Source organism: Thermogemmatispora carboxidivorans, from assembly GCF_000702505.1.
GTDB classification, from domain to species: Bacteria; Chloroflexota; Ktedonobacteria; order Ktedonobacterales; family Ktedonobacteraceae; genus Thermogemmatispora; species Thermogemmatispora carboxidivorans.
The window spans coordinates 3,483,501-3,497,756 of sequence record NZ_JNIM01000001.1 but is presented as its reverse complement, the minus strand read 5'-3'; the positions used below and the strand labels follow the sequence as shown (position 1 = coordinate 3,497,756).

General features: G+C 61.9%; 11 protein-coding genes. 7 read left to right on the top strand and 4 right to left on the bottom strand.

What is annotated here, in order from left to right; genetic code table 11:
* Positions 1 to 194 precede the first annotated feature (194 nt).
* The 4 genes from N688_RS13680 (at position 195) to nagA (ending at position 7,431) form a co-directional block, all read left to right on the top strand.
* A complete protein-coding gene (locus N688_RS13680) occupies positions 195 to 2,123 on the top strand; it encodes an ABC transporter ATP-binding protein (RefSeq protein ID WP_052889801.1) in 1,929 nt (642 codons plus the stop codon).
* A complete protein-coding gene (locus N688_RS13675) occupies positions 2,120 to 4,060 on the top strand; it encodes an ABC transporter ATP-binding protein (RefSeq protein WP_052889800.1) in 1,941 nt (646 codons plus the stop codon). The genes N688_RS13680 and N688_RS13675 overlap by 4 nt, the downstream gene beginning before the upstream one ends.
* Before the next feature lie 364 nt (positions 4,061 to 4,424).
* Complete coding sequence (locus N688_RS13670; protein ID WP_052889799.1) at positions 4,425 to 5,669, top strand: NAD(P)/FAD-dependent oxidoreductase; 1,245 nt, start codon at positions 4,425 to 4,427, stop codon at positions 5,667 to 5,669.
* A gap of 565 nt (positions 5,670 to 6,234) precedes the next feature.
* Positions 6,235 to 7,431, top strand: a complete 1,197-nt coding sequence (nagA, locus tag N688_RS13665; protein ID WP_052889798.1) for an N-acetylglucosamine-6-phosphate deacetylase — start codon at positions 6,235 to 6,237, stop codon at positions 7,429 to 7,431.
* Between the two features lie 84 nt (positions 7,432 to 7,515).
* On the opposite strand, the gene N688_RS13660 is transcribed toward nagA, so the two are convergent.
* From N688_RS13660 to mocA, 3 genes are all read right to left on the bottom strand, one after another.
* Positions 7,516 to 8,556, bottom strand: a complete 1,041-nt coding sequence (locus tag N688_RS13660; RefSeq protein ID WP_052889797.1) for an SIS domain-containing protein — start codon at positions 8,554 to 8,556, stop codon at positions 7,516 to 7,518.
* 243 nt (positions 8,557 to 8,799) lie between these two features.
* Positions 8,800 to 9,219 (bottom strand): tetratricopeptide repeat protein, encoded by a 420-nt coding sequence (locus N688_RS13655; protein WP_052889796.1) that lies wholly within the window; start codon positions 9,217 to 9,219, stop codon positions 8,800 to 8,802.
* A 63-nt stretch (positions 9,220 to 9,282) separates the two neighbouring features.
* On the bottom strand, positions 9,283 to 9,957 hold the full coding sequence (gene mocA, locus N688_RS13650; protein ID WP_162179560.1) for a molybdenum cofactor cytidylyltransferase: 675 nt from the start codon (positions 9,955 to 9,957) through the stop codon (positions 9,283 to 9,285).
* A 224-nt stretch (positions 9,958 to 10,181) separates the two neighbouring features.
* On the opposite strand from mocA, the gene larE reads away from it, so the two are divergent.
* Together larE and N688_RS13640 are read left to right on the top strand one after the other, a co-directional pair.
* Entirely contained in the window at positions 10,182 to 11,111 is a 930-nt protein-coding gene (gene larE / locus N688_RS13645) for an ATP-dependent sacrificial sulfur transferase LarE (protein WP_052889794.1), read from the top strand.
* Entirely contained in the window at positions 11,083 to 11,838 is a 756-nt protein-coding gene (locus tag N688_RS13640; RefSeq protein WP_052889793.1) for a hypothetical protein, read from the top strand. Before larE ends, N688_RS13640 begins: the two co-directional genes overlap by 29 nt.
* Positions 11,839 to 11,930: 92 nt before the next feature.
* On the opposite strand, the gene N688_RS13635 is transcribed toward N688_RS13640, so the two are convergent.
* Complete coding sequence (locus N688_RS13635; RefSeq protein WP_052889792.1) at positions 11,931 to 12,533, bottom strand: GNAT family N-acetyltransferase; 603 nt, start codon at positions 12,531 to 12,533, stop codon at positions 11,931 to 11,933.
* A gap of 373 nt (positions 12,534 to 12,906) precedes the next feature.
* Between N688_RS13635 and nifS the strand changes: the two genes are divergently transcribed.
* The gene (nifS, locus tag N688_RS13630) at positions 12,907 to 14,061 is read left to right on the top strand and encodes a cysteine desulfurase NifS (RefSeq protein WP_052889791.1); all 1,155 of its coding nucleotides are present in this window, start codon (positions 12,907 to 12,909) and stop codon (positions 14,059 to 14,061) included.
* The last annotated feature ends 195 nt before the right edge of the window (positions 14,062 to 14,256 follow it).

The window sequence follows — 14,256 nt, the reverse complement described above, 5'->3', positions numbered from 1 at the left end:
TGAATTTCGCCCCCCCCTTCCCGATTGAGCGAAAGACTGACACCTTGCTGTCAGCTATAGGCACCTAGACTGTTCCAGGAGGAACAGCACACCCGAGTCTCCTGATCAGGCGGTGCGGCCCTTGGCGGCCCTGTCCGATAGAAATCCTCACCTATTGCTGTTGATGCCTGCCAGACCAGAAAGGAACACTTCTCATGTCGGCGATCGTTACCGAATCGATGCCCAAAACATTCTTTTTCATCGATATTGGATGGTGGAGAAGCAACTGGCGCATCTGTAAACGGATCATTGGTCTGCTGAGGCCCTACTGGCTTGCCTCCTTGGGGGCGGTCGTTTCGATGGTCCTGGCCACCGTGGCGGCCCTTGTGGTGCCCTGGTTGCTGGCCTGGGTCATCGACGTAGGCATTCGCGGAGGGCAATTTCACAGTCTTTTGCTCGCCGCCGCTGCCATCCTGCTCATCAGCGCGCTGCGTGGCTTCTTTTCCTACGGCCAGAGCTATCTCTCGCAAGCCGTTTCCTGTCAGGTTGCCTATGACCTGCGCAACCAGGTCTACGACCACCTGCAGCGGCTCGACTTCTCCTTCCACGACGATGCTGAGACGGGACAGCTCATGTCGCGTCTGACCGTTGATATTGAGGGGGTGCGCAACTTTATCCCCTTGGGCTTGCTGCGTGCCCTGGTCGCGATTGTCACCTTTGGCGCCGTGGCCATTCTGCTGCTCCAGCTCGACATCTTTCTTGCTCTCATCACGCTCATCAGCGTTCCCCTCTTGATGGTGCTGGCTGTTCAGGTAGGCAAGCGGCTGCGCCCGCTCTGGGAGAAGGTTCAGCAAGAGAACGGCGTGCTTGGCACTATTATGCAAGAGAGTCTGAGTGGCATGCGCGTCGTCAAATCTTTTGCCCGTGAGCCTTTCGAGGTCGAGAAGTACGATCGGCAGAATCGCAAGCTGCGCGAGCTCAATCTGGAAGCCATGCGGCTCTCGGCCTGGAATCAACCCTTGATGGTGCTGGTTCTCAACCTGATCACGGTGCTGCTCGTCTGGGTAGGGGGCGTAGCGGTGATTGGGCATCAGCTGAGTCTGGGCACCCTGGTAGCTGTGACCCAGTATGTCCTGGTGCTGGGCACGCCGACGCGCGCTCTGGGCTTTATGGTGACCTGGTTCATGCGAGGCATCTCTTCGGCGGAGCGCATCTTCGAGATTCTCGACACCCCTCCCGCCATTACAGAGGCACCTGGAGCGCGTGAGCTGCGGGAAGTGCGCGGCCATGTACGTTACGAGCATGTCGCCTTTGCCTACGCCGGTGGGCAGGAGGTTCTGCACGATATTTCGATCGAGGCCAGGCCAGGAGAGATCATCGCCATCCTCGGAGCCACCGGAGCTGGCAAGAGCACCCTGTTGCATCTGCTCCCGCGCTTCTACGATGTCGGTGCGGGGCGCATCACCATCGATGACCAGGATGTGCGTGAAATCACACTCGCCTCGCTGCGCCGTTCGGTAGGGTTGGTTCTGCAAGACGTCTTTCTCTTCAATGCGACGTTGCGCGAAAACATTGCCTATGGCATCGAAGAGGTCAGCGAGGAGCAGATCATCGCCGCCGCCAAGATTGCCCGCATTCACGACTTCATCTGCAGCCTGCCCAATGGCTATGATACCTGGGTGGGCGAGCGCGGCGTGACCCTCTCTGGGGGACAGAAGCAGCGTATTGCCATCGCGCGCACCCTGCTCCTCAATCCGCGCATCCTCATTCTGGACGACTCGACCTCCAGCGTGGATATGGAGACCGAATATCTGATTCAGCAGGCTCTGGAGGCGGTGATGCGCGGACGCACCACCTTCGTAGTGGCCTCGCGCCTGCGCACCATCAAGCATGCCCATCAGATTCTCATGCTCGAGCGCGGTCGCATTGTCGAGCGCGGCACCCATGAAAGCCTGCTGGCGCGCAACGGCCTCTATCGCCGCCTCTACGACCTGCAGCTGCGTGAGCAGGAAGAATTTGAGGAGCGCTATCGCCATCAGCAGCCTGCTGACCAGCTGGCGAACACAGCTCAAGTCGATCAGGAAAGGGCATTCCAGGCCGCGACGCAAGAAAGCTGTTGTCCACGGAGAGGAGGGACGAGATGAAGGATCAACGGCGGTCAGCCGAGCGACACCAAAGCAGTCGCGCCTATCTGGAGCGGCGGCGACGTCTCCTGTGGGAGGAGAATACGCTGGCCAGTGCCGATGAAAGCGAGACGCGCCGCTTTGACTGGCGCTCCATTCGCCTCTTTGGGGCCTATCTCGCCCGCTACAAGGGCCTGGCTCTCCTGAGCATCCTGCTGATGCTCATCTACACTGCGACCAACCTCGCCAACCCCTATTTGATCGAAGTGGCTATTGACCACTTCATTACGCGTGGCGACCTGGGAGGCCTGGCCCTGGTCTGCCTGCTGCTCTTGCTTGTTAACGTGGTGATGTGGCAGGCCCAATACTGGCAGATCTGGACCATGTCCTGGGCAGGGCAGCAGGTGCTCTATCTGCTCAGCTCCGACATGTTCAAGCATTTGCAGCAGCTCTCGCTGAGCTTTTACGATCGCACCCAGATTGGGCGCGTCATGTCGCGCCTGCAAAGCGACATTGATGTGCTGGAAAGCATGCTCAGCTCCGGTCTGCTCTCCATCCTCGGCTCGCTGGTGGCCCTCGTGGGCATCATCGGGGCCATGCTTGCCATGAATGCCTGGCTGGCCCTGCTCTCTTTCGCCGTGCTGCCGGTCATGTTCATCATCGCCGCCTTCTGGTCGCGTCATGCCGAGCGCTCCTTCCGACGCACGCGAGCGGCCATCTCGCTTGTCAATGCCACACTGCAAGAGAATATTTCAGGCATGCGCGTCATCCAGAGCCTGGCGCGCGAAGGGCGCAACCGCAGCGAATTCGACGAGCTGAATGCCTACAATCGCGATACCAATCTGGAAGCGAACCGTATTTCCTCGCTCGTGCTGCCGCTGGTCGAGGTCGTGGCGGCAATTGCTATTGCCCTCGTGGTGGTCTATGGCGGCATGGAAGTCGCTCATGGGTCCCTGCAGGTTGGCGTACTCGTTGCTTTTACGCTGTACATTAACCGCTTCTTTGATCCCATTCGGGAGCTGAGCATGCAATACACTCAGCTCCAGCGGGCTGCTGTGGCTGCCGAGCGCATCTATCAGATCCTCTCCATTCCGGTGGAGATTACCGACAGGCCGGAGGCCCGTGAGCTGCCGCCGATTCGGGGAGAGATTGAATTTCGCGACGTCACCTTTGGCTACACGCCCCGCTATACGGTGCTGCGCGGGCTAAATCTGCACATCAAACCGGGGCAGACTGTGGCGATTGTCGGACCGACCGGAGCTGGCAAGACGACTATCGCTGGCCTGATCACGCGCTTCTACGATGTCCAGGGGGGAGCCGTCCTGATCGATGGCTATGATGTACGCGACGTCACGCAGTCCTCGCTGCGCCGGCAGATTGGCGTCGTGCCGCAGGACCCCTTTCTCTTCACGGGGACCGTCAAGGAGAACATCCGCTACGGTCGGCTGGAAGCCAGCGATGAAGAGGTCATAGCGGCGGCGCGGGCTGTGGGCCTGCATGACCTGGTCGAACGTCTTCCCCAGGGCTACGAGACGCCGATTCGCGAGCGTGGGCGCAACCTGAGCATGGGCCAGCGGCAGCTGATCGCCTTTGCCCGGGCGCTGCTGGCTGATCCGCGCATCCTGATTCTGGACGAGGCCACGGCCAATATCGACACCGTGACCGAAATGATCGTCCAGCAGGGGCTCCAGCGCCTGCTACAGGGACGTACGGCCATTGTTATTGCTCATCGCCTCTCGACCATCAAAAATGCGGACCTGATCGTCGTGCTCCAGCAAGGTCAGGTGATCGAACAGGGTAGGCACGAGGAGCTACTGGCCCGTAACGGCGTCTATGCCAGGCTCTATGCAATGGGCTTTCGCGAGACCACCAGCCCCGAAGGGGCTGAAACTACCCGACATCATGCGCCAGATCAGCTGCAGGAAAGGTCTGTCTCCTCAAGCGAGATTGGTCGATAAGAAAGGTGAAAGCTGTACAACGAGAAGGGAAGAGCTGAGCAGGAGGCTGCGCGGGCCGTGCCGGCTTGACAGAGCGGGGGAGAGCTTCTTATCATCAATCATAGATAGGATGGTTGTCAGGTGGTAGCGTGGCCTGCCCGGGATGTGCAGGACCGCCATCGCCCAGGAGCCGCGCGGCTTTTCTCCTCCGCTAGCCGGCTACCTTGCGGGATGAGCCTGGTTGCTCCTGACGCATTGCTCCTCAGAGGGCATGCTGTAGCGTGCCGCCGTCGTTGTCTCGCTTGGGCTGCTCCGCCCTTGGGAGGACGGTGATGCGCATCTCGTCACGTACTGCCGCGCTACTGCCCTTGTGAAAAGGAGCTTTATGCGAGTTGAAACGCAGACTGAAGCCGATCCTGATCGACGTACGACTGTAGTCCCGCCAACCACTCCTGTTCCTCAATCTGTTATCCCCTGGTGGGAAGACCTTGATCCTGTTGTCCGAGCAGAGTTGCGCCTTCCGGACAGTGTTGATGAAGGCCCTCCCGCCCAACCGCTGGATGTCGTAGTGATTGGGGCCGGTGTTGCCGGCTTAAGCGCGGCCCTGAGTGCCCGACGGGCGGGCGCGCGTGTCCTGGTGTTGGAGCGCAATGCGCTCATTGGGTGTGGTACGAGTGGGCGCAATGCCGGCATCTTAAGCGTTGGCATTAATGCTGACCTGACGACCCTACCTGCAGGGCATCCAGCGCTTGCCCTCTGGCCTGCCACGACCGAAGTTCTCTTCTCGCTGATGAGAGAGGCAGCTCTTCCCGATTCGCTGCTCTCCCTGCATCTGACTGGTTCGCTAAGCCTGGCCGAGACCATCAGCGGGGCGCGCAACCTGGCGCGCGAGGTCCATCTGCGGCTGCGTATGGGCCTGCGCGCTGAGCTGTGGACCCCGGCCCAGGTAGCGGAAGCCACTGGGGGCCGACTCAATGTGCGCACTGTCTATGCGGCCCTCTGGCTGCCGGATGAGGCGCGCGTGCATCCGCTGACCCTGCTGGCGCATCTGGCGCGACGCGCCCGTCGTGCTGGCGTTGAACTGCGCGGCAACGCTCCAGTGATCTCCTACGAGGAGGTACCTCTGCCTGGCGGAGCAAGTGGCTGGCGCCTGCATCTGGCCAACGGCTGCACGCTACTGACACGAGGGTTGATCCTGGCCGTAGGCCCGGGCGCTCGCCCCAATGCGCGTCTCTATGCGCTGGCCTTCCGCGCCGAGCTGCCACCCGATTTCCCCGTCTTTGGGGATGCCCTGCCCTACACTTACGCGGACTTCAGGGCGGGCGAGGGACGGCTCACCGTGACTGGTGGTCGCTACGGTCGCGCCGGGGTCACGCGCAATGACGCCCATTACCATTGCCGGCTCAAGGAGCTAACCTATCACTGGCTGCCCGAGCTGGCAGAGCAGGAACCGGCCTACACCTGGGCTGTGGACCTGGAGGTCACACCGCAGATGGTCCCCGAGTTGCATCCTGTGGGAGCAGTGGCCCCGGCCCTGGCTATCGAAGGACTGGGCGCTCTGGGAATGCTGCCCGGGATGGTCTTGGGCGAGCGCGCCGGCGAGCAGGTGGTCTCCGCAGTGAGCCGCTGATGAGGCGCGGTATGCCTCTTCTTGCCTCCCTCTGCAGAGGAGCGCATTCCTCGCTGAAGTGAGGACGTCGGGCGGGCAGGCACGTGTTGTCTCTACGCTGGCAGTCATGAGCCAGGCCCCTGCCCGACGTCTGGGCCTGTTGCCTCTCTCCGATCCCTCTTCTCATGCTGGGCTGTCTCTCTCCATAGGCCAGCCGCCGGTTTCCCTTGATCTACTGCTATTACCCCTGACGTCGCCCTGCTGCTTAACGGGCACTCCGTGCTTTCTCCAGAAGCCAGAGCAGGTGAATGGACTTGCCAAGTTGCTCATCTCCTGGTACTCTTGTGCCTGGAGGTACAAATGAATAGTTGTATAGATCACATAGCCACCTGGCTGCATTCTGCCGGCGAGCGACGGTGCGCCAGGTGGCAAGAGCGTACAAGCGCGTACACATGCCTTTCATTGCAGGCGTGTTCGCGTTTTATATAATACTGTGGTCGCAGGTAGAAAAGTTCTCTTCTCCTGGGAGTACTCCACAGTGTGAGATACCAGTGTCAAATCGCTGAACCAGTGAAGGAGTACGTATTTGGGCAGATTTACCTTTCAAGGCGCGCATCTTGTCGATGCATTGGCCGAGCTGTCTGACAGCAGCATGACGATTGCCGATGGGCGTATTGAGCGGCTGGGCGGAGGGGAGGAGTCGGACGTAGTTATCGAGGCTGAGGATGCCATTGTGCTGCCGGGCTTCATCGATGTGCATACTCATGGGGGAGGCGGCTTCAATCTGAGCAGCGAGGATGCCAGCGAGATCTGCGCCTATGCCCGTTGGGCCCCTGGCAGCGGGACCACGGCCTTTCTGATTGGGGTGATTGGGGTGCCATATACTCTGCCGGCAGAGCAGTTGAAGGCGGCGGTAGAGGCCATTGAGCGTTGTGAGGCCAGTCAGGAGCCGGTAGCTGAGCCGCTGGGTATCCATTTAGAGGGGCCATATCTCAACATTGCGCGCCGGGGGGCGCACCAGCCCGAGTGGCTGCGCCAGCCCAGCGAGGCGGAGGCTGAGCGCATTCTGGAACTGACCCGCGGCCATCTCCGGCTGGTGACCCTGGCGCCCGAGCTGCCCGGCGCTGAGGCCATGATCCGCCGCTTCCTGGAGGCGGGGGTTACGGTCAGCCTGGGGCATTCCGATGCTTCTTACGAGCAAGCGCGGCGGGCCTTTGCCCTGGGAGTGAGTCATGTCACCCACTGTTTTAACGCCATGCGCCCTCTCCATCATCGGGAGCCGGGGCCGTTGGGCGCCCTGGTTGAAGCGAGTCATGTACGCGGCGAGCTGATCGCCGATGGGGTGCACGTGCATCCCGCGGCCATGAAGGCGCTGGTCAAAGCCCTGGGGCCGGAGCGTACCGTGGTGATTACCGATGCTCTCTGTGGGGCGGGCAGCCCGGAGCGCTCCTTTGAGTTTGGAGGGCAGCGAGCCACTGTCATCGATGGGGCGGCGCGCCTGCCGGATGGCACCATCACGGGGAGCGTGCTGACGATGGAGCAGGCCTTACGCAACGTCGTGCAGCTGCTTGGTTTCTCCTTGCGCGATGCTGCCCGTATGCTGGCCTACAATCCCGCCCTGGCCGCTGGCGTCGGCGAGCGCAAGGGGCGGCTCCAGCCTGGTTACGAGGCCGACCTCCTCATATTCGATCGGGCACTCGCGCTGCAGGCGGTTCTCTGCCGGGGGCGGCTGGCCTTCGTCAGCGAGTCCTGGCGTGGACGGCTGGCCCGCCTGCTAGAATAGACGGCAAGACAAAGGATGCCCCGGAGAAGCGCCGGGGCATTGCTTTGTCTAGTCAGGTGAGGCGGGTGAAGGGAGGGAGTTGGCTTAGCGCGTCAGCGTGACCTTCTGGAGGCCGCGCGGCACGTCAGGATTGTAGCCGCGGGTCAGGGCCAGATGGAGGGCCAGCATCTGCCCGGGGACAATAGCCGTCACGGGACTCAGCCAGTCCGGGAGGCCACTCACCAGGGGCAAGGGGGTGCGAGCCTGGGCCAGGGCCTCACCTTCCTCCGAGATGACCAGCAGCTCTGCGCCGCGGCGTCCCAGTTCCTCGGCCAGCTCGCGCATATCGCTGTAGGTTGCATCGCGCGGCATGATCAAGATGGCTGGCAGATCAGCGTCGACCGTGGCAATCGGGCCGTGGCGGAAGTCCGCCGAAGAATAGGCATTAGCCATGACATAAGTCAGCTCTTTGAGCTTGAGCGTCAGCTCAAAGGCCGTGGCGTAGTTGAAGCCGCGCCCGATCACCACACAGCGATCCATATAGCGGTAGCGCTCAGCCAGGCGGGCGATTTCTGCGGATTGCGCCAGCACCTGGTCGACGGCGGAAGGCAGGGCCTCTAAGGCAGTCAACTGGCTGGCTGGCTCGGGACTCCAGGCGGCGGCGAAGAGGGCGAGCGCTGTCAGCTGGGCGGTATAGGTCTTGGTAGCGGCAACGCTGCGCTCCGGTCCAGCGTGGAGCGCAACCACATGGTCGGCGGCGTGAGCCAATGGGGAGCTGGCATCATTGGTAATAGCCAGCGTCGGACGACCCTGCCGGCGGCCCTCTTCGAGCACGGCGACAATGTCGGGCGACTGACCCGACTGTGAAATACCAACAACCAGGGCCCCATCCAGGCGAGGGGGCCGGCCATAGAGGGTATAAAGCGAGGGCGTGGCCAGCGCAATAGTATGGCCGGCCAGGGCCGCCCAGACATATTTCGCGTAGAGTGCGGCGTGGTCCGATGATCCCCGGGCTGCGATCAGGACATAAGTGAACGGTGGCAAGGAGGCGACAATCTCCTCGACGTGGGGGCGCTCCCGTTCGAGCAGGCGGGCGAGGACCTCGGGCTGGCTGCGGATCTCTTGCTCAAGCAATGATGAGGACATGCAGATACTTCTCCGTTTGCTCGTGGTCGGATTCGGGTAGCTAGCTCGCTGAGTCAAGCGGTCTGGCCTGCCTGCGGGCAGGCATGGCGGTGGCCCAGCCTCCTTTGCTGGCTCACTCAGGGCGCGGGCGGGCGAGGCTTCGCCCGGCCATCAGCCACCTCGCCTCTATCCTACCACGTTGTGGGCCGCTTGCCCACCATCTTCCCTCGGCCCAGCGGCCTGCTTCGTCCTCTTGCCGGTCGCTTAGTCGGTCTCGCCCCCGGCGGTAGCCTCCAGACGCGCCTTGCGCAGACGGGCTGGCAGATAGTCAGGATCGAGGCGTAGAGCCTCAGCGACGGCGGCCAGAGCCTCAGCGCGGTGCCCGAGCACGCCCAATGCCCAGGCTTTTCCATCCCAGGCGGGGACATAGCATCGATCCCGACGCAGGGCCTCCTCGAAAGAGGCCAGGGCCTCCTCGTGGCGGGCCAGCAGGCAGAGACAGGCGCCGCGCAGATACCAGGCGGCGGGATCAGCGGGCGCCAGAGCTAAGGCCCGCTCGACGGCAGCGAGAGCCTCGGGATAGCGAATCGCTCCCCACAGCTCGCGGGCGTAGCTCAGCCAGAAAGCTGCCTGCGCGTGGGCTGAATCCTGGGACTGTGTGTGCTCGTCGGACTCCTTGCACATCTGCTACCCTCCTTCTCCTTCTCAGGCACGTGTTCCACTGGAACTGACGGCGGCTCCTGGAGCTTAGTGCTGAGGGGTGCTCTCCTCACCCTCACCTGACTGAGCGTCTAAGGCCGCCTGATAGGCCTCCCAGGTATCAACATCGTGGAAAGCCAGCGCCTCCTCTATCTCGACGAGAACTAACTCAGCACGATGGCGCTCAAGCACGCGGCGCCCGCCCTCATCGCCCGCCACCTGCTCCAACTCAGAGAAGAGGTCTGAGGGAAAGAGCACAGGATTGCCACGTCGCCCCCCATAGCTGGGAGCCGTGAGGCGGCGGCCAGAGCTGCGCCAGCTGACGATCAACCGATCGATCAGCGCGGCAGAGATGAAGGGCTGATCACCGAGAAAGATCAGGGCGCCGGCGGGCGCAGGCTCTCCTAGACGGGCGGTGCGAGCCTGCAGGGCTTGCAGGCCACAGCGCAGCGAAGTACTCATCCCCTGAGCGTAGGCGGGATTGACGACCAGCTCGATCGCCGGATGAGCCGCGTAGTCGCTCAGAGCCGCCCGCACCTCCTCGGCGCGATGGCCCAGGACAATCACCAGGGGGCGGGCCTGCGACCGCAGAATGGCCTCCACGCTGTGCCGCACCAGCGGGCGCCCGGCCAGGGGCAAGAGCAACTTATGTCGGCCCCCACCCATACGGCTAGAAGTGCCCGCAGCCAGTAGAATGGCGGCGCACACTGGCTCTTCGCTCACGATGGCCTCCTCGCAGTCTCTGGTGTTCGGCTCAGGCTTGTCGGCCATGCTATAATAGCACTTGACCGCGCGCAGCCGAGATCTTCAATACAATACTGCTCTATAGTATAGCATCAACAGCTCGGCGAGGAACGCGGCTGACCCCGTTGCCAGTGACAGGAGGATGGCCAGCGCCGGCGTTCCCCCCAGGGTGGGAGATCCAAGAAAGGCACAATAGCAGTTCTATGCTCACAACTCCCTCGGCGAAGAATGAACGTGTGCCGGCTCTTGAGCTTGGGGCCGCCACACTGGAGAAATATCAACGCTTGCAGGCCATTCTGAGAAAGATGGAGTCGGTTCTGGTGGCCTACTCCGGCGGCGTCGATAGCACCTTGCTCTTGAAGGTAGCCCACGACGAGCTCGGCGAGCGAGCGCTTGGCGCATTGGCGCTCTCGCCTGCCTATGCGCCTGAAGAGGGCGAGGCCGCGCTGCAACTGGCGCGTGACCTGGGCATTCGAGTGCTGACCGTTGAGACCCATGAGCTTGAGGATGAGCGCTATCTCGCCAACAAGCCTAATCGCTGCTATTTTTGTAAAACGGAGCTATTCACTCATCTAACGGCCCTGGCTCAGCAGCATGGCCTGCGCTATGTAGCCTATGGGGTTAACAAAGACGATGAGGGCGATTTTCGCCCAGGGCAGCGCGCGGCTCGCGAGTTCGGCGTGCGTGGTCCCTTACTGGAGGCGGGGCTGCACAAAAGCGAGATTCGGGCCCTGGCCCGCTGGCTGGGTCTATCCGTCTGGGATAAGCCTGCGCTGGCCTGCTTTTCCTCGCGCATTCCTTATGGGACACGCATCGACATTGAGACATTGCAGAAGGTCTATCAGGCGGAGAAGCTCCTGCGCGAGCTTGGTTTGCGTCAGGTTCGAGTGCGCCACCACGGGGTCGTAGCCCGCATTGAGGTCGAGCGGCAGGACATGCCCCGTCTGATCGAAGAGGAGACGAGCCGCCAGGTCACGGAGGGTCTGCGCCGTCTCGGCTATCTCTATGTCACCCTCGATCTTCTCGGCTTTCGCAGCGGCAGCCTGAATGAGGGCTTCTTCAAGAAGAAGAGGCCGACGATGGAGGGTCATCAGGAGAAGAACGATGAGCAAAAGGAAGGCTCAGCAGGCTAGCGGTATTGTGAGGCGCACGGCGGGGGCCGGTCCGGGCAGCCCACAGGGAGGGTCACAGGTGGGAGAGCGGAAGCAGGATCTAACGATCAAGCAAGCGCGGGAGGAGCGCAGGCGGCGAGAGCAACAGCAGCGCATGCGAGCGCATCAGCAAGCCCAGCTCCGCAAGCTGCTCCTCTCTGTCGGCGTCGTCGTCATCTTTCTCCTGCTTCTGGGAGGCGGGGTCTACTTCCTGATTCGGACCGGCTCCCAGGGTCAGGCTCAAAATCAGCAGAGCCAGGGGCGCCCAGTTGTTGACGCCGCCTATCCGCCAGTTGATCAAGTCTACTGCGATGCCAGTGAGCAGGTAGCTGTACACTATCACGCCCATCTCTCGATCTACATCAACGGTCAGCCCGTGCAGCTGCCGGCCAACACGGGCATCGCCAGCGACTGCATCTACTGGCTTCATACTCATGACACCACAGGCGTTATTCATATTGAGGCGCCGCAGAACGAACGCTTTACCCTCGGGCAGTTCTTCGATATCTGGAAAAACGAGTTTGCTGAGCTGGGCAGCGGCTTTCCCAGCCAGCTCGACCAGGCCAGCGGCTGGAGTGTCTATGTCGATGGCAAGCCCTATCAAGGCGACTTCCACAGCCTCCAGTTGCAGGCTCACGAACTCATCACCCTGGCCTATAACAGTCCGCACGTGCAACCGGACACCGTCTACAACTGGGGCAGCCTCTAGTGGTGGGCGACGATCGTGCGCGGCATTGCCTTGAGCTGTACTGAGGGGCCCAGCCGGAAGGAGAGAGGTCGCTGCCGACCCCTCTCCGCTCCTCATTTACTGTACTGGCTGGCCTGCCAGTGGTCCGCCGGTGTCAAAGCAAAGACCAGCGTATTGCGCAGCTGGCCGTCGGGAGCGAGGGCCTCGTTGCGCAGGCAGCCCTCAAAGACGAAACCCAGGCGGCGCGGGATAGCAGCGCTGCGCTCGTTACGCTCATCGCAACGGATCACAATGCGGTTGGCTTGCCAGCGCTCGAAAGCGCACTCGGTAGCCAGACGCACGGCCTCCGTCATGTAGCCGTGCCCAGTCGCGTCATGGCGCAACCAATAGCCAATCTCAAAAATGCCAAGTTGCCAGTCGTGGGGATGGATGCCGAGTCCTCCAAGCAACCTGCCACCAGCCTTCTCTCTGACTGCGCAGGAGAGCACTGTTCGTAGCAGCCAGCTCGCCTGCTGATGGTGGATCCACTCATAGCTCTGCTCGATGCGCTGATACTGGTCGGCCCAAGGTAGCCAGGGGCGCAAGTGCTCGCGCGACTCCTGAACTGCTGCGAAGAGATCGGGGGCATCGCTCTCCTCCCAGGGGCGTATGATCACCAAATTCCCTTCTAGCTGCTCAAAGGTGGGAATGAGTGTAATAAATTCTCTTTCTGGCATAGGCTCTTACTCCTTTCTTAGATCTTTCAGCTAACGAGAGTGCTGGCTCAAGCTCCACTCATCACTTGTGCCGATCTGTTTCAATCTGTGCCACTGACTGACCATTGCCAGGAGAGCCGCGTAGTGACGGTGTGGAGAAGCAGGACAAGGGGCGCGTCCCATCGGAAGCTGAGGAGCAAGAGATGGGGGCCGACAGGTCACGCGAGGCTGCTGTCGGGGTGCCCACTGTCATCGACAGCCAAGCGGAATAGCCCTATGATACAATGAAAGCGACCATCGCACAAGCCTACGGCTTGCTAGCGACTGGCTGGCGATGGTAGAGCGAGAGAGGCCGACATCGTAGACTCAACTGAAGGAAGAGCGGGCGTCATCTATGCCAGAGCGAGTCATTTATCTTGACCATGCGGCCACGACTGCCCTTGACCCGCGGGTATTGGAGGCCATGCTGCCCTATCTCACCAGCGACTATGGCAACGCCAGCAGCATCTACACCCTGGGGCGGCGGGCCATGCAAGCCATTGACGGGGCACGCGAAGAGATTGCCGCTCTGCTCAACTGCCGGCCCACCGAAGTCGTGTTTACCGGCTGTGGTTCAGAGAGCGACAATCTGGCCATCAAAGGCGTCGCCCTGGCCGCGCGAAACAAAGGCAAGCACATCATTACCTCATCCATCGAGCATCATGCCGTCCTGCACACCTGTCACTATCTAGAGCGTTTTGGCTTCAACGTTACCTATCTACCGGTTGACGGGGATGGTCTTGTCGACCCCGATGCTGTGGGGCGAGCCATAACCGATGAGACCGTGCTCGTCTCCATCATGTATGCCAACAACGAAATCGGTACCATCGAGCCAGTGGAAGAGATCGGGCGCATCTGTCGGCAGCGCAAGGTCCCCTTCCACATTGACGCTGTCCAGGCGGGTGGGGCCTTGTCGCTCGACGTCAAGGCGCTCAACGCCGACCTGCTCTCGCTCTCGGCCCACAAATTCTATGGACCGAAGGGCGTAGGCATCCTGTATGTGCGCCAGGGGGTGCGGCTGCTGCCGCAGCAGCAAGGAGGTTCGCAGGAGCGCGGGCGGCGAGCTGGGACCGAGAACGTGGCTGGCATCGTTGGGGCAGCTACTGCTCTACGCCTGGCCTACGAGGAGCTGGAGCAGGTTCAGCCGCGGCTACGGGCCATGCGTGATCGTCTGATCGACGGCATCCTTGGCCGTATCCCGGGCAGTCGCCTGACCGGCCATCCGACGCAGCGCCTGGCCAACAATGCCAGCTTCTGCTTTGAGGGAGTCGAGGGCGAATCGATCCTTCTCAACCTTGACCTGCTCAACATTGCCGCCTCGACCGGTTCCGCCTGCACCTCTGGCTCGGTGGAACCCTCACATGTGCTGGTGGCGCTTGGCCTGCCGCCTGAGTGGGCGCGCGGCAGCCTGCGCCTGACGCTGGGCAAGGACAACAGCGAAGAAGACATCGAAACCGTCCTCGCTGTTCTGCCCGGCATTGTCGAGAAGCTGCGTAGCCTGGCCACCTAAGCCCTGGCGGCTTGCCGGCAACGAGCGAGCGCAGGAAGAAGCAGCCGATAAGGCGCCGTGCTCGCTCTGCCAGAGTGGAAGCATGCCAGAGAGCGGGCCGAGCGGACCAGCCAGCAGAGAGAACAACGTTGGGCGCCCCTGACCATCTGGGGCAGGTCCAGCGGAGAGGCGTTGTCTCCTTGGCCCGTTTATGTT